Genomic DNA, 20,882 nt, shown 5'->3' on the forward strand with positions numbered 1-20,882 from the left:
GCAGGAATACGCGTGTTAAAACGCGTAGGTGTAGTACAACTACATCCAGCCGAATTTTCCCCAGTCCTGATTTTTCTTTTTGATGACAAACTGAGACGTTTTCCAATCCTTGCCGGGAATAGTTGTTTCGTTTTGGTCATTGATCAGATGATCGATAGTGACGCGTACCATGGCAGTATCAGAGGTTAGCTCGAGACTGGAAATTGAAATTTCCACAGTGTTAAATTTGGAAAACAGACTCTTTAAAAACGCCTCCTGTCTTGGCGTTAGATCAATTAGCTGTTTTAACTCATCAAGATCACGGTGTTCATAGGCTTTTTCAAATTGTTGAAGCCTTGCGCTAATCGTATTGTAGTCCCGTTCAGTGGGTTTGGCTGGCCTGGACGTTTGTCTTTGTGTTTCCTGCGACTGTTCCTGCTCCAGTTTTTTCTGGTTTGCCAGGGCAACAGCGCTGGCACTTTGTGCCTTGCGGAATAGCTTTTTGGCTTCATCCATCTCCGATTTGGCGTCGGTCAGATAGCCCATCGCATCGGCATAACGTCGCGCGCCAAAAGAGCGTTCGGCAGCTCGCGCTGTTTGTTCAGCATTGTCCATAGCAGTTTCAGCGGCATTCCAGTGATTGCTAGCCAAAGTCTTCGCGTTTAATTTTCCGGCGCTATCGCGAGATTTTTCAGCCGTTTTACGAAGTTTGTCAAAAGCTGCAACCTCACGAGAAAATTCAGTTTCATACAATTGCGCAGTCTTATTCGTTACGACATTTAGGGCTTCAACAACAATTTTCTGTTGCGCGATGGCCTTTCGGAAATTATCCGCGGCAACGGCGAAATCGCCTGATTTAATACTGGCGTCGGCTGCCTCACGCAATCCATTCGCTTGTTCATGCTCTTTTTTTGCAACGCTGAGTTCTGCAATATCCCAATTTTTTTCTTTGTACTTATCCGTTTCAGCCAGGCGCCTCTCCAGTTCAGTTTGCAAACGTGAACTCTCGTTCGCCAGAGAACGTGCTTCGTTTTGTTGCGTATTGGATGCGACAGGCGCCGGTTCAGTCCGGATGATTTCTGCTACGGGTTTCGGAGACGAATCTTTCCCGTTTTGATCCTGAAATAGCAGCACGCCACCACCAATCACCGCAATGGCGAGAGCCGAAGCAGCAATAGCGGCGACAGGTACTCCCGATTTTTTTGTCGGGACACTATTAACAACTGACGAAGGAGTTTTGGCAGCTGGTTTCTGTGGCGCTAAAACGGTATGGTCTTCCACAACGCGTGCACCCGCTTGAAATATGGGATTAACTACTGTCGCAGAAGAATCATCAATAGTTGCGGCGTCTTCCATCTGTGTCGGCTGTGTCTGAGCGCTACTATGATGAAACAGAATATTGGTTTTGTCCTGATCGAATCCGGACTTGATTTGATTTAGGGCCGCGACCAGTAATTCCGTACTTCCAATGCGGCGCGAAGCATCTTTCTCCACCATACTGGAAATCAAATCTTTGATGTCCTGCGGCGTATGTGTGGGGAATTCAATATTGAGTGCTTTGTCTTTGCTATAGAGTTCGTGCAGCACCTGAGTCGAGGACATATTATCAAACGGAGTTTTACCACTGATCATTTGATAGAAAACTATGCCCAGGGAATAAATGTCAGAGCGAGAATCGACTTCCTGGCCAAAGGCCTGTTCGGGCGACATATAACGTGGTGTACCGATCACTTGCCCAACCATCGTGAGATTGGCTTCATCCGCGGCGGCAACAATACCGAAATCTGTTAGCTTCACCTTGCCATTTTTGTCGAGCATGATGTTCTGCGGCTTGATATCGCGATGCACAATACCAAATTGATGAGCGTATTCCAGCCCTTTTGCCGTTTGCAGGGCGATATCGACCGCAGTTTCCAAAGACAGGTGGTCGCTACTACTCAATCTTTCATATAAGGATTCGCCATCGACGAATTCCATTACGATGTAATGACGGTTTTCCTCTTCGATGATGTCGTAAATACTGACGATGTTTTCGTGATTGAGTTTTGCCAGCGCTTTGGCTTCGCGCAGAAAACGCTTACGGAAATTGGGTTCCTCACTGTAATGCGCGTGTAAGGCCTTGATCGCCGTGTCTCTGTCCAGGGCGGTATGATGTGCGAGATAGACGACACCGAACGCCCCACGGGCGATCTCGTGTTTTATTTTGTATTTATTAGCGAGTATATCTGGCGCTTCCATCGAGTTTAATCCGGTTTATCCAATAGATAGATTGCTTTAAAACACCTTGCCGATTTCAAGTCCGAGACCGGCATAGGTGTCCAGATACGAGCCACCCGTAAAATAGCCGGTATTTGTAAGCTGTGATCTTGCGGTCAAGCCGACGTTAAAGCCATTTTTCAGGAGGTAAACAAGGCCAACGCTAAGTCCGCCGCTATAACCTGAGCCGCTATTGCTCAACAATGTTGTCGAATAACTGGATGTCAGATAATAGGCTTTTACATCACCCTTTACGACGAGATTGCTGCGTAGAGGGTAGCTGATAGCGGCGCCGACGCCAAAGTGATTGAGCTTTTCCAGCGATGTCAGGGTAGACGGTTGCGTACGACTATAATCCTGTGTGCGGTAGCGATAACCGACGAATCCAGACAATATAGGCGTGACCCGATATCCGGCCTGTATTTCGATATCCTGTGATTCCTGGTTGCCCTGACTCGTACCGGAATAACTATCACCGCCCAACTTGTACCGCGCACCGGCATAATAACGATCAAACCCGTATAAAAAGGCAAGCCCAACACGATAACCACTACTATCGCCACGACGCTCGTCATCTTTGAACGCCTGCACATAATCAGAACTCAAGCCGGCCAATACATATGCCGAGGCGGCATTTGCGTTTGCCATCAAGAGTAATCCGAGACAAATTTTCCACCAGTTATTCATACAGGTTTACTCCTTTTTCACGCATCATAATCCAGGCATCCACACCATCGGAAAATCGATGGAGTCGATGGGTTGGTCAGGTTTGACGACAGGTGTATCTAATTCGAGGGCCGAACTTACCGGGTCTTTTTCGGCGCTATTCGTTTTAGCCAGTGTTTCCGTCTCCCCGTTCTTGATTGCCAGATCTGATAGCAAACGTCGCAAAGGGGAAAATTCGAGTCCTTTTAGTTTTTTGTTACCAACCTTATCGTCGGCTTCAAAGTAGTATTCGATACGCTCACCTGAGATGGCGTTCGAGGGAATGCGCACGATGTAAACATCCTGGCCACGATCATTATCGAGGCTCATAGGACGGGAACGGTATTTATTGCTATTCGAATCCCGGAAGTAAATGGTCACGGAATTGACGCTAAACTCGTCAGTGACTTTTGCGCTGACCATCACATTGCCTTGCTTGTCTCGGCTGATATCGGTGTCCGTATTGTGCAGGATATCCGGTGCTTCAAAGTCATTATTTGTGGAAATTTCAATCGAATCTCGGGCAAATCCGGCATTCGTCAAAAAGAGGCTCAAACAGAAAGCGATGCCGGTAAACTGGTGTTTTCTTGAAATTGACATAGGTCGACTCCGTTCGATACTCGCGCGTTCACGATGAAGACTCGTTAAAGTGCCCATTTTCGCGTTGTTTAGGCGTGAATTATTATAACTGATCACAGGTTGCTGGCTAGCTTTTGATTTCGCCACGGAATCAACCATATGCGAGGAGATATTGAAACGCAGTGAGCTAGCTCACAAGGAATAGCGGGTTTTCAGTGGTTGATGGTAGCCAGTAGCGGATCAGGCCGCTTTCCATGGCAGGCCGGCAAGGTAGCGGACACCTATTTTGTAACCCGTGCGTTCCGCGTCACGGTAGTAGCTGGCGTGAAGGACATCGGCATTGTCTATCATGGCGATTTCACCCGTGCCTTCCGGCAAATTCCATTTCTGCTCCAGAATGATGTCACCGAGCAAATCCTCAGAGATTTCATCGGCGAATAACTGGCTGGAGTTGGTTTGTCCTTTGTCGATGCCCCAGTGGAGTTTTCCCTCTTTGATACCCTGCAGATAGGCCGTGATATTGGGAATAAACAGGGTGGAAGCCGTGCGCGGATGGCGTTGTTCCTCATCAAGAGGGTCGCGTGTGTACAGTGAATACCGGGTTTCCTGGTTGGCGCTGCGATCAATGTGAAATTGCAAATGGGGAAAGCGATTACGATGCCCCTCATTGCGGATTGTCTGGTTGTGATAAACGTTTTGCAGTACTACCAGGCCGACCTGTTTGATCAGTTCGCATAGGCCTTTTTCGATGGTGTTGTTCTGGTAAAGTTGCACTTCCTGAGCTGTTTCAAACTTAATTTTGACGCCAAAGTGTTGAAATGGTTGATGTAACCCTGTTTGAACGCAGACTTGCTCAAGACTTGCGGGCAGGATATTGCGATAGTGCTGGTTCAGACGGTTACGGTAGTCGGGTATGACAAGCGCGGCGGTGTAATCCTGTCCGCCCAGGTTACCGCGCAGAACCTGCCCAGGCTTTGCCAATAGCTGATCTAGCCAATTCTTGTCGAAAGTGATCTGTGTTGCCATTGCCTGTCCAATGCAAAGCCTGAATGTCTTAATCGTATCGGCAGTGAAGGCGATAGGCTTGAATTATCCTCAATTAATCAAAAGCTTATCTTTTCTGACGTTTTGCTGACAAAAGCCGTTTCGCAGTGTGTTTGGGCTTGTTTGGTGGGTGTGCGAGGCGTCCTGTCGCTCTGGGTTTTGAGCGAATTTTCCCCAGCAATGCCGCTCCAGGCTCGACCTCGTGGTATGTCCCTGGCGCAATATCTTCGATGGTCCAGTCGCCGATGGCATAACGAATTAGGCGCAAAGTAGGAAAACCTACCGCCGCCGTCATGCGTCTGACCTGGCGATTTCGACCCTCATCAATGACCAGGCGTAGCCACGATGTCGGGATGTCTTTGCGAAAACGAACCGGCGGATCACGCTCCCAGACCGTCGGTTCAGACATCAGATCTGCGGCAATTGCCCGCGCTGGTCCATCGTTAAGTTCGACGCCTGTTCGCAGCTTTTGGCAGGCAATTTCGTCAATTTCACGCTCAACCTGGACCCAATAAGTCTTGGCCAGTTTGTGCTTGGGGTGGCTGATCACATGCTGTAGCTGCCCGTCATCGGTGAGCAATAACAAGCCCTCGCTATCCCGGTCCAAACGCCCAGCCGGGTAAAACCCCTGAAGTGGAATGTAGTCCGCCAATGTCTTTCTTTTTTCACTATCAGTGAACTGACTAAGCACATCGAAAGGTTTGTTGAGTAATATGAGACGCGTCATACAGTGTATTTTAACCAGCAAATAAATACTTTATTTAATTAAAAAAAATCGAAAATAAAACATGCAATTCGGGGGTGTTAAGTGTATAATTCGCCATCTTTTTGACTTTCGGTTCTCGTCTGCAGTTATTCGAACACCCTAAGCATCCCCGTTTTCCCAGGAGTTATTAATGGCAGTTCCAGCATCCGCGATCTCCGGTTTTCGCGAGTTATCCCTTATTGAGCCGGTACTTAGAGCCCTCGACGATGTAGGCTATGAGTCCCCTTCACCTATCCAGGCGCGTACCATCCCTTTTATTTTGGATGGCCGAGATGTGCTGGGACAGGCCCAAACCGGAACCGGAAAAACTGCCGCTTTCGCGCTTCCTATTTTATCCCGAATTGATCTTAGTCAGACCAAGCCACAGGTGCTGGTGTTGGCGCCTACCCGCGAGCTGGCCATCCAGGTTGCAGAAGCCTTCCAGAAATACGCGGTGCATATGAAAGGTTTTCATGTGCTGCCAATTTATGGCGGTGCTGAATACGGTAGCCAGATTCGCGCCTTGAAGCGCGGGGTTCACGTCGTGGTAGGTACTCCCGGACGCGTCATGGATCACATGCGCAAAGGGACGTTGACGCTCGAAAACTTGTCCTGTCTGGTACTTGATGAGGCCGACGAGATGTTACGCATGGGTTTCATCGACGACGTCGAATGGGTATTGGAACAGACGCCTGAAGAGCGCCAGATTGCGCTGTTTTCGGCCACTATGCCCAAAGAGATTCGTCGCATTGCGCAAAAACACCTGGATCAGCCGGAAGAAATCACCATACAGGTCAAGACTTCTACCGCTGAAACCATACGCCAACGTTACTGGCCAGTCAGCGGCGTGCATAAGCTCGATGCGTTGACGCGTATCCTTGAAGTCGAGCCTTTCGACGGCATGATTATTTTTGTACGCACCAAGACCGAAACCGTGGAACTGGCTGAAAAACTGGAAGCGCGTGGTTTTGCTGCCGCTCCTCTCAATGGTGACATTCCGCAAAATCTGCGTGAACGCACTGTTGGCCAGCTCAAGGCGGGTAAGCTGGATATCCTGGTTGCCACCGATGTGGTTGCCCGTGGTCTGGACGTTGAGCGTATCAGCCATGTTATTAACTACGATATTCCTTACGATACTGAATCCTATGTACACCGCATTGGCCGTACTGGCCGCGCCGGTCGTAGTGGCGACGCGATCTTGTTTGTTGCACCACGTGAACGCAATTTGTTGCGCAATATCGAACGCGCCACACGTCAGAAAATCGAAGTGATGGAATTGCCAACCACTGAAGTTATCAATGACAAACGTGTGGGTGATTTTTTTCAACGCATCACCGATACCCTGGCGCTTGATGATTCGAATGAATATCTGTCGCTACTGGAAAAATACCAGAACGAACATAATATCCCGGCGCTGGAAGTGGCTGCCGCATTAGCCAAGCTGTTGTATGCAGACTCACCTTTGTTGTTGAAGAAGGATGCAAAACCGAAAGTCCATCATCAGGATTTCCGTGAACGTGGCAACGACAAGAACAAAGACCGCGGTCCGAAAAAAGATAAACGTCGTGATGCCCGTCGTGATGGCGATGTCGATATGGAATCTTTCCGTATCGAAGTCGGTACACGTCATAAGGTATCTCCTGGAAACATTGTTGGCGCGATTGCTAATGAAGCGGGTCTCGACAGTGAATTTATCGGGCGTATCAAGGTGTTTGAAGATCACAGTCTGGTGGATTTACCTGCCGGTATGCCGAATGATGTTTTTCAAACACTGAAGCGTGTTCGCGTTGTTAATCGACCGCTGAACATTAGTCGCGTCAAAGATAATCCTCGCCCAAACAAGGCTAAGAAAACGTATAAACCAAAGAAAGAAAGCGCTCGTTAGAGCGCTTTTTTTTTGTGGGTTGGTTGCGAATAAGTCTTGTCGCAACTTCAATCTCCTCTTCCCCTGAAATCAAACTTTACATACTATGGCGGGTGATTCCACTCACTTAGCAGGCAGGTATGTCCTCAAAACACCCTTCGATACGCGAAATGTTTTCCGGCTTGATCAAAGCGCCATCGGTCAGCAGCGTTAGCCCGGAATTTGACCAAACCAATCGTCCCGTTGTGGATTTACTCGCCAATTGGCTAGACGGTTTGGGTTTCGAAGTGGAAATTTTGCCCCTGCCAAAACAGCCACACAAAGCCAACTTGATTGCCACTCTGGGTAAAGGTCCGGGAGGACTGGTGCTGTCCGGGCATACGGATACGGTTCCCTTTGATGAACAACAATGGAGTGATGATCCATTCAAACTGGTAGAGCGGGATAATCGTTTTTATGGTTTAGGCATTGCCGATATGAAAGGCTTTTTCGCACTGGCGATAGAAGCGGCGGTGCAGTTTGATCCCAAGCGGTACAAACAGCCGCTGATTATTCTCGCCACCGCCGATGAAGAGAGTTCCATGGAAGGGGCCAAGATGCTGGTGGAACTAGGTCGCCCCAAAGCACGTTACGCGGTGATTGGTGAGCCGACAGGCTTGCGCCCGGTGAATATGCACAAAGGCATCATCATGGAATCGGTGCATGTGCATGGACATGCAGGGCATTCGAGCAACCCGGCGCTTGGGGCAAATGCGATTGAAGGCGTACACGACGTAATTAAATCGCTCCTGGATTGGCGTAGTCACTTACAGGAAAACAATATCGATCGCCGTTTCGAAGTACCCGTGCCGACACTCAATCTTGGTTTGATCAGTGGTGGCGACAACCCCAATCGCATTTGCTCTCACGCACAGGTGCATTTTGATCTGCGGATGTTGCCGGGGATGAGTATCGACTTGCTACGCCACGATATTGATAAGCAATTAGAAGTCTTGTTCAAGGATTCCAAGCTCAGTGCCTCAAGGGAAATCCTCAGCGACGGCACACCGCCTATGCACACACCTGTGGATTCACCTTTAGTCGGTGCGCTGGAAAAACTCACCGGTCACGCCAGCGAAGCCGTAGCCTTTTGCACCGAAGGTCCGTATTTGAATGAGATCGGCATGGATACGGTAATTATGGGGCCGGGGGATATTGCCCAGGCGCATCAGCCGGATGAGTATTTGGATGCGTCCCGCATTACACCGACGGTGGAAATTTTGAAGGGCTTGATACAGCAATTTTGTTTGACGGATAGAAATTAGTTTTCAATTCTTGCCTAAGGCTGTTTGGTGTTCGGTTTGTGGCATTTGTTTTAATATCTTATATAAACAATGAATTGCTATTGAATGTTAAAGTAAATAATAGCCAAATAAGCAGTTTCCCACATGGGTATGGGCATTGTCATACCCAAGCCCCCCTGGGTAGAATGGACCCATAAAAATCAAGGCTCAATGTGAGTTGCTTCACAAGCATTTCGCGGTTCTGCGGCACATAATGACGCAAGATCGAAATCGAAGGACAAAAACGGAATTGTTGACTATGGATATCAATGTCTTGACGCCATATTTACCGAAAACAAAGTTCTCACTCACTGTTCTGCCAGGGAAGGGTCGTTAAATGCCATTTACTCAGGATTCACGTTTACTGTCACTGACCACTCCCCTAGGAGCCAATGCCTTAATACCGGTATCTTTTTCAGGCGCTGAACACATCTCACAGCCCTTTGCCTTTACCCTGGAAATGATTTCGGAAGACAGCGCCATCAAGGCCAAAGACATCATTGGACAGGCGGTAGATGTGGGGATACGACTTGATGACGGCAGTCAACGCCAGTTCAACGGAATTGTCAGTCGCTTTGTTGCAGGCGAGCGGCATTCTTCAGGGTTGCGTAGCTATTTCGCAGAGCTGGTACCCTGGTTTCAGTTGTTAACGCTCTATAACGATTGTCGAATTTTTCAGGCCAAGAATGCCAAGGCGATTATCGAAGAAGTTTTTCAATCGCGCGGTTTCAGCGATTTCGAAATCAACACCACGCGTTCCTTTCGTGACCGTGAGTATACCGTTCAATATCGCGAATCTGATTTCGCATTCGTATGCCGATTGATGGAAGAAGAAGGGATTTACTATTTCTTCAAGCATGAGTCTGGTAAACACACCATGGTGTTAGGCGACGCCAATAGTACCTTCAGTGCCTGCCCGGAAGCCAATGCGCGTTATATCGAATCCGGTGCCAATGAAAACCATCTTTATGATTGGTCGCAACAGTTTGAATTAATCCCAGGTAAGTGGGTGCAACAGGATTACAACTTCACCAAGCCAAGTACGAATTTAATGACGAATACGTCAACGGTTGTTGACGCACCTGAGATCAAAGATTTCGAACAGTATGATTATCCTGGTTTGTACGCCGCTAAAGGTGATGGAGATGGCCTGACTCGTGTGCGAATGGAAGAGGAAGAGGCGCAATACAATATCGTTACGGCTGCCGGTAACTATCGTAGCTTTTGCGCTGGCGGAACGTTTACACTGGATGAACACAGTATCGATTCGGAAACCGGTAAGAGTTATCTCATTACTTCGATTTCCCATCACGCACGTGACAATAGCTTTGAGTTGAATCAGGGCGGCGGTCATCAGTACCAAAACAGTTTTCAGTGTATTCCCGATTCGGTTGTATTCCGTCCACGCAGTGTGACGCCAAAGCCGGTTGTTAAAGGTCCGCAAACTGCGCTTGTGGTTGGTCCTTCTGGCGAAGAGATCCACGTCGATGAATATGGTCGCATCAAGGTCCAGTTTCACTGGGACCGCGTTGGAGAGAAAAACGAAAACAGTTCCTGCTGGTTGCGCGTGTCGCAACAATGGGCGGGTAAAAAGTGGGGCGCGATTTTCACACCACGTATCGGACACGAAGTTATTGTCAGTTTTCTCGAGGGTGACCCGGATCAACCGATAGTCACTGGTAGCGTATACAATGCTGAGAACATGCCTCCGTATGATTTGCCTGCGAATAAAACCCAGAGCGGTTGGAAGACACGTTCAAGCAAAGATGGTGGAACCTCTAACTACAACGAGATTCGTTTCGAAGATAAGAAGGGTAGTGAAGAGCTGTATATTCACGCCGAGAAAGATCAGAACAATGTTGTTGAGAATGATGAGACTACCGAAGTCGGGAATGATCGGACTGAGAACGTCGCCAAGAATGAAACGATTACGATTGGTGATAATCGTACCGAGTCGGTAGGGAAGAATGAGAGTATTTCGATTGGGGAGAATCGGAGTGAGGATGTCGGTAAGAATGAAACCGTTAGCATCGGTGAAAACCAAACACTAAGCGTCGGCAAGAATCGCACGGTTGACGTTGGCAAAAACGAAACAATAAGCATTGGTGATAGCCAGACAATCTCTGTCGCTAAGGATCAAAACGAAGACATAGGTAAGGCGGTGTCTTTGACCATAGGTGACAAGCGTACTACCCAAGTTGGTAAGGACGACATGCTTGACGTTGGCAAGAAATACACCTTGGTTGCCGCCGATGAGATTACGCTGAAAACAGGCAAGGCCAGCATCGTCATGAAAAAAGACGGCACGATTACCATCAAGGGTAAAGACATCAAGATCGAAGGCACGGGTAAGATCAATGTCAAGGCATCTAAAGATGTGGTGCTCAAAGGCAGCAAGGTATTGGCAAACTAATGATGAAAGAAGACATACAACACGAAGCCCTGGTCGTGGAGCAAGAGGAAGCTCAGGAAACCGGCGTTTCTCTGGATGAATTGCTAAACGATTCAAATGTGCGATCTCAAATGAATCCCCTGCACGGTGTGTATACGCTACCTTTGTTTTTTGATGAAGAACACCAGATATTTTGTATTCAGCATCCCTACCGCGAAGACTACGCCATCCCTGTTGAGCGTACTACGGTACCGATCTCGATGAATGATGCAGGCAAAGAAGTTCTCATTGCCTTTAACGGTGGCGATATCTATCAACCCATTATTACCGGAAAAGTGCGCGCACTCACACCAGAGGTTGGCGAAGTAGACATGAGTCAGGAACAGGCTGTGAGTGTTGGCCTAGACAATCAGGAAAAGCTGGTATTCAAGGCTGACAAGGAAATCATATTACAGTGCGGAAAGTCGAGCATACATCTGACCCGCGCCGGAAAAGTCTTGATCCGTGGTGAATACATACTCAGCCGTTCCAGTGGCGTAAACAAAATTAGGGGCGGCTCGGTACAGCTGAATTAATCATGTTACAACTCAAGAACGAAAGCCCCTTTGCCCCCGCGATTACGCTCTTTGCCGATGAGAACGGTGTCGATGCCTTGTATGTCGTCATCAAGGCCACGTTTACCTATAACGGTGTGATTTCCATTGCCGAAGAACAAATACCTCCGCAAATGGAAGACGAGTTTTGGGGTGAGCCGGTAGAGTCGAGTATCAAGTATGCTTCGGAAATGCATCTCACTAAGCCGAGCACCGATATCATCGTCATCGGCCACGCCTATGCACCTCCGGGGAAGAAAGTGCAACAAATGGATTGCGGTATCAAGGTAGGTAACTATGCCAAGGCCTTGCGTGTGTTTGGTGACCGTTATTGGCAAGGCATGCAAATCAGTGAGCCTGAGCCCTTCGACAAAATGCCCTTGATTTATGAAAACGCCTTTGGTGGTGCCTACATCACTCATGAGAAAAACGACAAGGGAGAGAAGGTCGAGAAGCACATGCTGCATGAGATCAACCCCGTCGGACGCGGCTATCGCAAGCTTGGCAAGGAAGCGGTTAATGGCGAAAAGCTGCCCAATATTGAAGACCCGAGAAAGTTGATCAAACTTCCGGGCGATAAACCGCCACCAGCGGGAATGGGATTTCTTTCGCCAACCTGGAAGCCGCGTGTTGAATTCGCCGGCACCTATGACGAAGCCTGGCAAAAAAGTCGTGCGCCATATCTGCCGAAAGATTTTGATAATCGTTTTTTCAACGCCGCCGCGCCAGAGTTGACCTGTAAAGAATATCTCAAGGGTGGCGAGATGGTGATGATGATTGGTCTTTCGCCGGACGGTCCAAAAAAGTTTGCTCTACCAGTGGTGAATCTTGATTGTGCGGTAAAGATTGCCGGTGGCACCGAAAAACCAGACACCAATCTGGAAACAATCGTGTTCGAACCGGATGAATCACGATTCTGTATGACCTGGCGTGCAAAAGTCTCGTGCGATAAAAAGGCGCTGAAGATTAGTGAAGTTCGTGTGCAGGCTAACGTGGATGGAATGGAAACACCTAAGAAACACGATCACGAACACAAGCATGAGGCCGTCGCGTAATGGCACTACAGGCACCGACAAAACCTGTCTATCTCAAGGCCGCGGGCATCGTGACTCCGGTGGGTTTAACCACAGAACAAACAGCTGCCGCCGTACGTGCCGGAATCAGTGCCTATTACGAAAGTTCTGTTTACAACAAACGCTTTGAGCCCATGACCATGGCTTTGTTGCCTGAAGATGTAATACCTCCACTGGATGATGCGGTTGCAGGTGATGCCCCAGGTTTGACTTCGCGTCAGATTCGAATGATTCGTCTTGCACATATGGCATTTGATGATCTGGCAGGTAAGTTCGACAAGCTTGATGGTTTACCACTGATTTTGGCCGGTCCTGAAACATTACCGGAAATGAACGAAGCCTGTCATGAAGATATGATCAAACATATCGGTATGCAAACCGGTATTGGTTTTCACGAAGAACACAGCGCGTTAATACCTAAGGGCAGAGCGGCAGGCGTACGCGCCTTGTACTATGCCATGGCCTATGTCGAAGCGGGCTTGAGTCAGTACGCGATTGTGGGCGGCGTGGATAGTTGGTTAGATTTGTATTTGCTCGGTACGCTCGATATGCAAGACCGCATATTGGCAAATGGAGTGATGGATGGATTTGCGCCGGGTGAAGGTGCAGGCTTTCTGGTGATTTCAAGTCAACCTGAAACATTTCAGGAAAGTGGAAAACAAATTATGTTGTATCCGCCAGGGATCGCAAAAGAACCCGGACATCGTTTCAGTGACAAACCCTATCAGGGCGACGGGCTGGCGCAATCGGTTTCACTCGCATTACAAAACGCCGCTCTTCCGCCAGTCAAAACCATTATCGCCAGTCTTAACGGCGAAAACTTTGGTGCCAAGGAAATGGGTGTTGCGAGCACACGCAATAGTGGGCAACTTGACCCTGATTTAAAGCTAGAGCATCCAGCGGATAGTTTTGGTGATACAGGCGCGGCGTATTTTCCGGTTTCGATCGGATTGGCGGCGATGGGTTGTGTGAAGGAATATATGAAGGGACCGATTCTGAGTTATGCCTCATCAGAGGCACAGTATCGGGGAGCGACTTGTATTTCAGTAAACTAGATCAATAGTAAATCTGTGAAGCAGATTTCGATCAGCGACTATCCGAAATAAGGAAGATTTTTATGCCAGCCAAGGTTTTTGCAAACTTTAGAGGTGTCGTACACAAGGGAAGTGGGGGAATGAATATTACATTCCCCGATGTCTGCAAAACTCCAGCACCGCCTGCGGGGCCCATTCCGATACCTTATCCTAATATTGGAAAATCATCTGATACATCCAGTGGTACAAAGAAAGTAAAAGTGGATGGAAAGATGGCGATGGTCAAAGGAGCAAAATATTCGATGTCGACGGGTGATGAAGCAGGCTCTGTTGGCGGGGTCGTAAGTGGCAAGATAAAAGGTGAGTGTGAGTTTATGATGTATTCCTTCGACGTGAAAATGGAAGGAAAGAACGCATGCCGTATGGGTGATCCCTTGTTTCACAACAAAAAGAATATTATGGGGTGAATTATGCCAAATATGCTAGACGGTGCAGGCGGAAGTGCTTCAGCGTGTTCAAGTGATTGTCCCTTTTGTTCTGAACCAGATTTAAAAGGCTATAAAACAAAACATGGCGCTTTGAAAGACGAGAGAGCGTTAAGATCAAACATTCGTACAGACGCATTGGTAACTTCTGATTCAAAGGTTGGTAATATATTTCCGTTTTATGGCAGTGGAGACAGGACTGTTGGATGGAGAGCAAAACCTGGTGTTTTTGAAGATTTCGAAGTGAATTTCGCCGCAGCACCTCACCACATTATTCCAGGAAAGGCATCAATGGAACCGTCTACCCTTGAAAAATGGACATGCGCCGACAAAGGGGGAAAGATAAAGGAAGACATAGGTTACAATATCGATTGTGCAGAAAATGGTATATTTCTACCGCATCTCCCGGAAATCTATTTCACTCGTTATGTAAGCGGTACAAAAATAAAGATGTCTAAATATTATGGTCAGACATGGAAGGGACTAAGTGACACGTCGAAAGAGAGCATAGCTTACATTGCGATGGGGGAAACTCAACTTCAATTGCATTATACCGACCATGATGATCCTTACTATTATGTAGATCATGATGTGAACTATGACGATGAGTGCAAGGAAGAATGTAACGCTCTCGCTGACTTCATGAGTCTGAAATCAATTTTGGCAAAGTGCAAGGATGATGATGGGAAGCTAAATCCACCTTATAATCTAGTTGCAAGAATAAACACCAAATCGCGAGCTGTAAAAGGAAGAATAACGGGGTATCCAAAGAGGTGGACATCATGGATTTCGCCTTTGGCGCAGAAATATACAAATGATTTGATAGTCTCTGATTCACCTTTAAGCACCTTTAAGGGATTGATTCGTAGGGTAACCGATTAGTTGAGGTGGATATGTTTTACAGATTGGACTGGAAGGGTCAAGGAACGGACGAAAAGTTAGCAAATACGAAAAATTGCGTTGATGTTGATGTTCCATGGAGAATGGGAATTTTACTCCCTGACTCACTTGGTAAACCAATCGAGTGTTGGTTGCATGAAAAAAGAGGGGATGTCTTGCGTGATATTTTCTTGGTCGATATCCCCCTGTTTTCGAAGAAACTCATCGATATTCTAGAAAGCGAAGGCGTTGATAATTTGCAAAAATATCCAGCGGTGTTGCACGGAAAAAATGGCGAGCTATTTGAAAATTATTTTGCGGTTAACATTGTCGGAACAGTTTTATGTGCCGATTTAGGGAAGTCAACATATCTGCCAGATTCGGATCCTCCTCTAATGGAGTTTTCGAATTTAGTGATTGATTCCAGTCTTGTGCATTCCCAACAATTATTTAGATTGGGGGAGAATACTTTGTATATTATCGTGAATCAAAAACTAGGTGATAGGCTCTCTGGAGAGTCCCTTGTTGGCGTATTTCTCAATCAAATTGAGTCGTGAGTGAGTGTTTTGTGTTTTTCTTTAGTAGACTAATTCGTTGGTATGAAAAGCAGAAAATTATTTGTGAAACTTATCTGCAGCTATCGAGCACCGGAGTACAAAAGATACGGATGAATATTTCAGAATGACTACTCAACTTTCAAGGATTTTACCTGATATTCCTCAGCAGTACGCTGATGAAGTAGCCTTCCTTTGGCTTTATTGGCGAAACGCACAGAAGTCTGGGAAATACCAGTTAGGTGATCTTGCGGAATTGGAAGAGCGATTGGCCGCATGTATTGACGGCTTGCTAGATTTTGGCGATGCCGGTTGGTCGTGTTGCCAGGAGAATATGTCTTTCGAGGAACCTGGTGAGTTATTTTCGGCTGCCTTTGTTGCAATAGATTCGAGAGTGGTTGAGAGGTTGGATCAAGTTTTTGAAATTGCGGGTTCAAGCCAAACCCTCTTGGATGCAATTGTTGACACATTTATCTGGTTTCCGTTAGACGTTGTAGTTCCATTACTGCAAAAATATCTTCTTTCGGGTAGTCCACAATGCTTCTATGTTGCCATTTCTGCCTTCACAAACCATAGAAAAAACTCGCCTCAGTTGAGTAAGGCATTATCCGGTGCATTGGAATCTGAAGAAGAAGTATTACTATACATACGTGCCTTGTACTCTGGTGGTGAGTTTGGCGAATCAAGATTAAAACAACATATCGAAGCATTTCTGGAACATGACAATGAAGAGGCGAAGTTCGCCTCATCTTGGTCCGCTACTCGCTTTGGCTATCCAAAAGGTCTCGAGATTTTAAAGGAATTCATTTCTCACCCCGAATACCACGAAAAAGCCCTCCACTTCATCGTCATGCAAAAAGATACCAAAAACACAGCAGAACTCATCAAGGGACTTTTCGCAAACAAAGAAACTATGCGCATTGGTCTTAAGGCTCTCGGTTATCTGGGTAGCCCGAAAACAATTCCCCAAATCATCGAATTCATGAAAGAGCCAGAACTTGCACGTTGCGCCGGCGAAGCCTTTACCAATATCACCGGAATCGATATTGAACTCAACAAACTCGATGCCGAGTGGCCCGACGGTTTCGAAGCTGGCCCTACTGAAAACCCAGAAGACGAAGACGTCGCGATGGACCCCGATGAAGATCTACCATGGCCGGACTCGGAAAAAGTCGCTGCCTGGTGGGCCAAACAAGAAAATCAAGATAAATTCGCTGGTGCGCAATTCTATGTTTGCGGCAAACCTCGAAGCAAATCTGCATTCGAACACGTGCTGCGTTACGGAAACCAAAAGCAGCGGGCCTTTGCTGCGCATGCGCTAGGACTATACGAAAAGGATAAACCAATTTTTAATATCTATGCACCAGCAAAGCGCCAGATGCAGTTATTAGGATTGGAGTTTTGAGTAGTTCTAGCATTGGATCGTGCTAGATTTCATGTTGGCAAAACTCGATAATGATCTAGTCAAAATCTACGATTCTTCAGAACCGAATTCATGGTTTTGCGCGAACAATAGATTTAGCATGCTTTTAGCTTTATTCTGTGGCTCAATCTGCATAGTGTTCGCTATGGATGTGTCGCAGTAGAAATAAATTGCGAGTTCGTCTCATGTTCCGAAAACACTTGCAATGATGAGCGATGCTTTTACAATATTGCCAACAAAAAAATAATTTGGCCGTTGTAGGGATGGGTTGTTTGGGTGGTTATCAGATTGTTTGTTCAGTCACTGAAAGTTTTCGTTTCCTTCCGCTTAGGTAAGTTGAAATATATCAATCGAGATTAGGTGTTGTCTCGGACTCTAAATAGCAATAATTAATGATATGGAATTTTGTGTTCCTGGAGGGAGCAAATGTATCGCTTTAATGGAAATTTGAGCTTTGTATCGAAAGCTGTGACACGAACGACTAGAAAGCTGGCCGAATCTCAACGTAGCTATGTACAGCTGTTTGTAAAAGTCGCTGACAGGAACCTTTTAGAAAGCTGGCATAGAGAAGTACAGAGACCCTATATTAATCTAAAAAGAGAAAGAGCTGATCGGGGTTGGAATTGGCCAGGGATTATGACGCTCCAAGGTTCTGTTGCGGATAGATTGGGGCAGGAACCAGTATTTTATGCTGTTGGTCTTAAACGTGCAAATCGTTTCATACCGCTAGGCTTGGTGTTTCTCGCGAAAAACTACTATGCTTTATATGACAGCACTAAAAAAGGATGTTTTATTTGGTACGTAACGAGTGCGCCGGACGAGTTCTATAACAGCATTGGTATTCCTAGACAGCAAATTCCTTCAATTGGAAATATATTGGTAGACATCGGCATAACTGTTAGCTTTAACCAGTTAAAAAATGGCGTTGTTGGCTTGCATGCCTCGCCAAAGGGTAAGCCTGATTTAGTAGACTTTTATGGTCGTGTTTGTAAGCTTAAGCGACTTTCTTCACATATACCAATAGGGTTCTTAGGTTTGTCCAGAAGAAACGATGGCAGATATTTCTATTCAGATGAGCAAACAGGATTCAAACTAAGTTGCTCGCTTGATGGTCTCAGGTAGTAGAGGTGATGTAAGCATGGATGAAATACATACATTATTTGGTGAATATTTAGCTCATCGCTTAGAGGATGACCCTGAATTTCAGTCGTATGCTACGGATTTTCTTGGGTATATAGACAGTGGCGAACTTCCGCAGCGAGAAGATAGCCTTCATATGCTGCAGCATTTGATGTATGAGATGTTTAATGACCCGGATATGACTGATTATTTAGTAAATTTGGATGCCCATAAAGTGGAAGTGCCAAGCGCAATTGAAGAAACTCATCGAGATGTCGCTGTAGCCGAAATGGCTGACTAGGGGGAATTCTTAGAGTACATCTAAGTTTTTTGCTTTTTCCTACAGTTTTACCGAGCAAGCGCCGAAACGGTATTGCCTGTGGAATCAAGGAAGGAGCAAACAGTTGGACGTACTTAGAGACATAATGACCGCTTATCTTTGCGAAAGTAACTGTTTAAGTCACGATGAGTTACTGGAGATAAAGACCGACGAAGATCTAGTCAACCATATAAGCAGTAATCTGAGTGATGAATGTCTGCATGGATTGCAGCAAGCATTCGCCGATAAGCTAGCCGAAGGGCTCGATGATTCTTTCTTGAGTGAAGGAAATGTGGAACCGCTCGAATTGGAATTTCCTTTGTTTGATTCTCTGGTAGATGCGGAATTTAAGAAGTAGTTTGAATGGTTTACTGTCTCGATCTCTCGTCCGTTTAGTTAAATTCTATTTTATTTTACCCCTCCTCATCAACCTATAAGGATTCTGCAACAAATACGCTAACTTCCCACCCAACAAAAAGATCAACCACGACATCTGCACCCATACCATAAACAAAACCAGTATGGCCAGACCAGAGTAGATGGCGTGATAACGGGTGGTGGTGACGACAAAAGTAGCGAAGACCCAGCCGGCGGTTTTCCAGATAATACCGGCGACGACGGCGGCACTGGTAGCAGGAAACAATTTAACGCGGGTGTTGGGTAGCGCGACATAAACCAGCGCAAAAGCAAGGATACTGAGCACATAGGGTAAGAGTATCCCAATGACCTTGAGTAACATTGCTATCGGTTCTAGCTCGAAAATATCTTTGATCAAACCGAGATTCATCATGCCCGCCATCACACCAATGGCGGCCACCATGAACACCGGTGCAAACAGAATCACCGATAGATAATAACCAAAACGTTTAAAAATATTCCGTTGCGCTTCCACATGCCACATATTGTTGAGCGCGCTTTCGATACTGGAGATCAGCGACACGGCGGTATAAAAGAACACGATTATACCGGCGAAGCCTAGAATCTTGACATCAATGCGATCGACGAACTGCACGATGTCATTGCCCACCGACATACCGTTTTCACCCAGCGGGATCAAAAACTGCCACAGCAAAGGTTCCAACTCATATTGCACACCAAGTAGTTTTAATACTGAGACTGTAAGTGCAAGTAAAGGAACAATAGACAGCAGTGAGGTAAACGCCAGATGCCCTGCACGCACCGAAATCTCACCACTCATCAGGTCACGAAAAAGTGTATGTAGGACGCGGGCACCTAATACAAGTTTGCGTTGTATAGGCGCTAGTGTTGTCGCATCGACCTGCCACATTCGGTCAATTTGGTGGAAAATCAGATTTATAACGGGGATGGCCATATTTTATTTTTCCTGCTCAATCCCTTAGCAGATTCGAGATATTCTTTACTTGTGTCACCTGGTATGAGAAATCGACACTAACAAAATTCAAAATACCTATTAACCCGTGTTTTCGGATTTGTCATTTCCTTTTACTCAAATAGCAACGCATATCGTAAAAGGCAATTACCGATCAAAAGCACTTTACGCCTCGTTCGTCACCTCATAAGGCAGGGCTTCGATCTGTATCCCGGATGCGGAATTTTCCAAGGCCAATTTCGCACTCTCAGCGCTTTTGATTTGCAACACCGCCAATGCCTCGAAGCCACCGCTAGGCAAGGCAACCGCATCCACAATCTGCCCTACGCTTTGTGTATTGTCGCTTCCAACTTCGACGATATTGGTATTCGGCTGTGGCAGTGCATCGCCGTCTACATGAATGCGGTACATGCGCTTTTTCAACTTGCCCAGGTAATGCATGCGCGCCACGATTTCCTGCCCAGGGTAACAACCCTTGGTAAAACTCACACCGCCAATCGAATGCAGGTTCACCATTTGCGCGACAAACTCTTCGCGGGTACTTATATATATGTGTGGAATACCGGCTTCGATATCGAGGCGCTTCCATTCGTCTGAGGAAGCACCGCTCAATTGTTTGCCTAAAGACTCGCGATAGGGCGCAGCCGTGGCCTTGGTGCATATAATTTGAAAGCGATCGATGCTACCCGGAACGTGTACGATCAGACCGTTATCCCATTGCTTCACGCCATTCACTTCTGAAGGTGTGTCGTTAAACAAGGCCTGCAAAGCACTACGACAATCCGGCCCGGCAACACCTAAAACCGAAAAATTCTCACTCACATCGTCGAGTTTTACATCGGAACGCAACACAAACATACGCAGGCGTTTAATCGTCGGCTCGATGTTTTCGCGCGGCAATAACATTAAATAGGTTTCGCCAAACCGCATCAAACGAAAGCTGGCATACATGCGTCCCTTGGGGCTGTTATAGCTGCTGAGTTGGGAACTTTCCTCTGTAACATCTTTGACGTCATTACTAAACTGACCTTGTAAAAAGGTCTGCGCGTCGGCGCCACTTACCTGGATTAAGCCAAAATTCCCAAGATCACAAAGGATATTTGCATTCATATAGCCCACTCCATCAGAACGCTGGAATTGAATTCACCGCCAGCAGGAAACTAGAG

20 protein-coding genes are annotated in these 20,882 nt (G+C 46.7%); 13 read left to right on the forward strand and 7 right to left on the reverse strand.

The window, feature by feature from the left end:
- Positions 1-39: 39 nt before the first annotated feature.
- From OEZ43_14275 to OEZ43_14295, 5 genes are all read right to left on the reverse strand, one after another.
- Positions 40-2,217: a protein kinase gene (locus tag OEZ43_14275; protein ID MDH5546755.1), complete on the reverse strand. Its 2,178-nt coding sequence runs from the start codon at positions 2,215-2,217 to the stop codon at positions 40-42.
- 36 nt (positions 2,218-2,253) lie between these two features.
- Positions 2,254-2,922 (reverse strand): hypothetical protein, encoded by a 669-nt coding sequence (locus OEZ43_14280; protein ID MDH5546756.1) that lies wholly within the window; start codon positions 2,920-2,922, stop codon positions 2,254-2,256.
- Between the two features lie 24 nt (positions 2,923-2,946).
- Entirely contained in the window at positions 2,947-3,540 is a 594-nt protein-coding gene (locus tag OEZ43_14285; protein MDH5546757.1) for a hypothetical protein, read from the reverse strand.
- Between the two features lie 219 nt (positions 3,541-3,759).
- A complete protein-coding gene (locus OEZ43_14290) occupies positions 3,760-4,545 on the reverse strand; it encodes a hypothetical protein (GenBank protein MDH5546758.1) in 786 nt (261 codons plus the stop codon).
- A gap of 85 nt (positions 4,546-4,630) precedes the next feature.
- Complete coding sequence (locus OEZ43_14295) at positions 4,631-5,290, reverse strand: pseudouridine synthase (GenBank protein ID MDH5546759.1); 660 nt, start codon at positions 5,288-5,290, stop codon at positions 4,631-4,633.
- A gap of 169 nt (positions 5,291-5,459) precedes the next feature.
- Between OEZ43_14295 and OEZ43_14300 the strand changes: the two genes are divergently transcribed.
- The 13 genes from OEZ43_14300 to OEZ43_14360 all read left to right on the forward strand — a co-directional run bounded on the left by OEZ43_14300 (position 5,460) and on the right by OEZ43_14360 (position 18,723).
- A complete protein-coding gene (locus tag OEZ43_14300) occupies positions 5,460-7,193 on the forward strand; it encodes a DEAD/DEAH box helicase (protein MDH5546760.1) in 1,734 nt (577 codons plus the stop codon).
- A gap of 119 nt (positions 7,194-7,312) precedes the next feature.
- A complete protein-coding gene (gene argE, locus OEZ43_14305; GenBank protein ID MDH5546761.1) occupies positions 7,313-8,476 on the forward strand; it encodes an acetylornithine deacetylase in 1,164 nt (387 codons plus the stop codon).
- Positions 8,477-8,831: 355 nt separating this feature from the next.
- Positions 8,832-10,907 carry a type VI secretion system tip protein VgrG gene (locus OEZ43_14310; GenBank protein MDH5546762.1) on the forward strand — a complete coding sequence of 692 codons (2,076 nt, stop codon included), beginning with the start codon at positions 8,832-8,834 and terminating at the stop codon, positions 10,905-10,907.
- Positions 10,907-11,461 (forward strand): DUF6484 domain-containing protein, encoded by a 555-nt coding sequence (locus tag OEZ43_14315; protein ID MDH5546763.1) that lies wholly within the window; start codon positions 10,907-10,909, stop codon positions 11,459-11,461. The genes OEZ43_14310 and OEZ43_14315 overlap by 1 nt, the downstream gene beginning before the upstream one ends.
- Positions 11,462-11,463: 2 nt before the next feature.
- Positions 11,464-12,534, forward strand: coding sequence for a DUF2169 domain-containing protein (locus OEZ43_14320; GenBank protein ID MDH5546764.1), 1,071 nt, complete (start codon positions 11,464-11,466; stop codon positions 12,532-12,534).
- Positions 12,534-13,607 carry a hypothetical protein gene (locus OEZ43_14325; GenBank protein MDH5546765.1) on the forward strand — a complete coding sequence of 358 codons (1,074 nt, stop codon included), beginning with the start codon at positions 12,534-12,536 and terminating at the stop codon, positions 13,605-13,607. Before OEZ43_14320 ends, OEZ43_14325 begins: the two co-directional genes overlap by 1 nt.
- A gap of 62 nt (positions 13,608-13,669) precedes the next feature.
- On the forward strand, positions 13,670-14,053 hold the full coding sequence (locus OEZ43_14330) for a DUF4150 domain-containing protein (GenBank protein ID MDH5546766.1): 384 nt from the start codon (positions 13,670-13,672) through the stop codon (positions 14,051-14,053).
- Between the two features lie 3 nt (positions 14,054-14,056).
- Positions 14,057-14,953 (forward strand): AHH domain-containing protein, encoded by an 897-nt coding sequence (locus OEZ43_14335; GenBank protein ID MDH5546767.1) that lies wholly within the window; start codon positions 14,057-14,059, stop codon positions 14,951-14,953.
- 11 nt (positions 14,954-14,964) lie between these two features.
- Positions 14,965-15,507, forward strand: coding sequence for a hypothetical protein (locus OEZ43_14340; GenBank protein MDH5546768.1), 543 nt, complete (start codon positions 14,965-14,967; stop codon positions 15,505-15,507).
- A gap of 124 nt (positions 15,508-15,631) precedes the next feature.
- A complete protein-coding gene (locus OEZ43_14345) occupies positions 15,632-16,909 on the forward strand; it encodes a TIGR02270 family protein (protein ID MDH5546769.1) in 1,278 nt (425 codons plus the stop codon).
- Positions 16,910-17,353: 444 nt separating this feature from the next.
- A complete protein-coding gene (locus OEZ43_14350; GenBank protein MDH5546770.1) occupies positions 17,354-18,049 on the forward strand; it encodes a hypothetical protein in 696 nt (231 codons plus the stop codon).
- A 16-nt stretch (positions 18,050-18,065) separates the two neighbouring features.
- Positions 18,066-18,347 (forward strand): hypothetical protein, encoded by a 282-nt coding sequence (locus OEZ43_14355; GenBank protein MDH5546771.1) that lies wholly within the window; start codon positions 18,066-18,068, stop codon positions 18,345-18,347.
- Positions 18,348-18,471: 124 nt separating this feature from the next.
- Positions 18,472-18,723 (forward strand): hypothetical protein, encoded by a 252-nt coding sequence (locus OEZ43_14360; GenBank protein ID MDH5546772.1) that lies wholly within the window; start codon positions 18,472-18,474, stop codon positions 18,721-18,723.
- 45 nt (positions 18,724-18,768) lie between these two features.
- Here OEZ43_14360 and OEZ43_14365 read toward each other — a convergent pair whose 3' ends face one another.
- Positions 18,769-19,698, reverse strand: a complete 930-nt coding sequence (locus OEZ43_14365; GenBank protein MDH5546773.1) for a YihY family inner membrane protein — start codon at positions 19,696-19,698, stop codon at positions 18,769-18,771.
- 183 nt (positions 19,699-19,881) lie between these two features.
- Positions 19,882-20,826 carry a folate-binding protein YgfZ gene (locus OEZ43_14370; GenBank protein ID MDH5546774.1) on the reverse strand — a complete coding sequence of 315 codons (945 nt, stop codon included), beginning with the start codon at positions 20,824-20,826 and terminating at the stop codon, positions 19,882-19,884.
- Between the last annotated feature and the right edge of the window lie 56 nt (positions 20,827-20,882).

The organism is Gammaproteobacteria bacterium, from assembly GCA_029881255.1.
In the GTDB taxonomy this organism is placed as follows: domain Bacteria; phylum Pseudomonadota; class Gammaproteobacteria; order S012-40; family S012-40; genus JAOUMY01.

Excerpts from the sequence above, each read along its gene's own strand:
- OEZ43_14275 (MDH5546755.1), bottom strand. The coding sequence starts at position 2,217 with ATGGAAGCGCCAGATATACTCGCTAATAAATACAAAATAAAACACGAG.
- OEZ43_14280 (MDH5546756.1), bottom strand. The coding sequence starts at position 2,922 with ATGAATAACTGGTGGAAAATTTGTCTCGGATTACTCTTGATGGCAAAC.
- OEZ43_14285 (MDH5546757.1), bottom strand. The coding sequence starts at position 3,540 with ATGTCAATTTCAAGAAAACACCAGTTTACCGGCATCGCTTTCTGTTTG.
- OEZ43_14290 (MDH5546758.1), bottom strand. The coding sequence starts at position 4,545 with ATGGCAACACAGATCACTTTCGACAAGAATTGGCTAGATCAGCTATTG.
- OEZ43_14295 (MDH5546759.1), bottom strand. The coding sequence starts at position 5,290 with ATGACGCGTCTCATATTACTCAACAAACCTTTCGATGTGCTTAGTCAG.
- OEZ43_14300 (MDH5546760.1), top strand. The coding sequence starts at position 5,460 with ATGGCAGTTCCAGCATCCGCGATCTCCGGTTTTCGCGAGTTATCCCTT.
- argE (MDH5546761.1), top strand. The coding sequence starts at position 7,313 with ATGTCCTCAAAACACCCTTCGATACGCGAAATGTTTTCCGGCTTGATC.
- OEZ43_14310 (MDH5546762.1), top strand. The coding sequence starts at position 8,832 with ATGCCATTTACTCAGGATTCACGTTTACTGTCACTGACCACTCCCCTA.
- OEZ43_14315 (MDH5546763.1), top strand. The coding sequence starts at position 10,907 with ATGATGAAAGAAGACATACAACACGAAGCCCTGGTCGTGGAGCAAGAG.
- OEZ43_14320 (MDH5546764.1), top strand. The coding sequence starts at position 11,464 with ATGTTACAACTCAAGAACGAAAGCCCCTTTGCCCCCGCGATTACGCTC.
- OEZ43_14325 (MDH5546765.1), top strand. The coding sequence starts at position 12,534 with ATGGCACTACAGGCACCGACAAAACCTGTCTATCTCAAGGCCGCGGGC.
- OEZ43_14330 (MDH5546766.1), top strand. The coding sequence starts at position 13,670 with ATGCCAGCCAAGGTTTTTGCAAACTTTAGAGGTGTCGTACACAAGGGA.
- OEZ43_14335 (MDH5546767.1), top strand. The coding sequence starts at position 14,057 with ATGCCAAATATGCTAGACGGTGCAGGCGGAAGTGCTTCAGCGTGTTCA.
- OEZ43_14340 (MDH5546768.1), top strand. The coding sequence starts at position 14,965 with ATGTTTTACAGATTGGACTGGAAGGGTCAAGGAACGGACGAAAAGTTA.
- OEZ43_14345 (MDH5546769.1), top strand. The coding sequence starts at position 15,632 with ATGACTACTCAACTTTCAAGGATTTTACCTGATATTCCTCAGCAGTAC.
- OEZ43_14350 (MDH5546770.1), top strand. The coding sequence starts at position 17,354 with ATGTATCGCTTTAATGGAAATTTGAGCTTTGTATCGAAAGCTGTGACA.
- OEZ43_14355 (MDH5546771.1), top strand. The coding sequence starts at position 18,066 with ATGGATGAAATACATACATTATTTGGTGAATATTTAGCTCATCGCTTA.
- OEZ43_14360 (MDH5546772.1), top strand. The coding sequence starts at position 18,472 with ATGACCGCTTATCTTTGCGAAAGTAACTGTTTAAGTCACGATGAGTTA.
- OEZ43_14365 (MDH5546773.1), bottom strand. The coding sequence starts at position 19,698 with ATGGCCATCCCCGTTATAAATCTGATTTTCCACCAAATTGACCGAATG.
- OEZ43_14370 (MDH5546774.1), bottom strand. The coding sequence starts at position 20,826 with ATGAATGCAAATATCCTTTGTGATCTTGGGAATTTTGGCTTAATCCAG.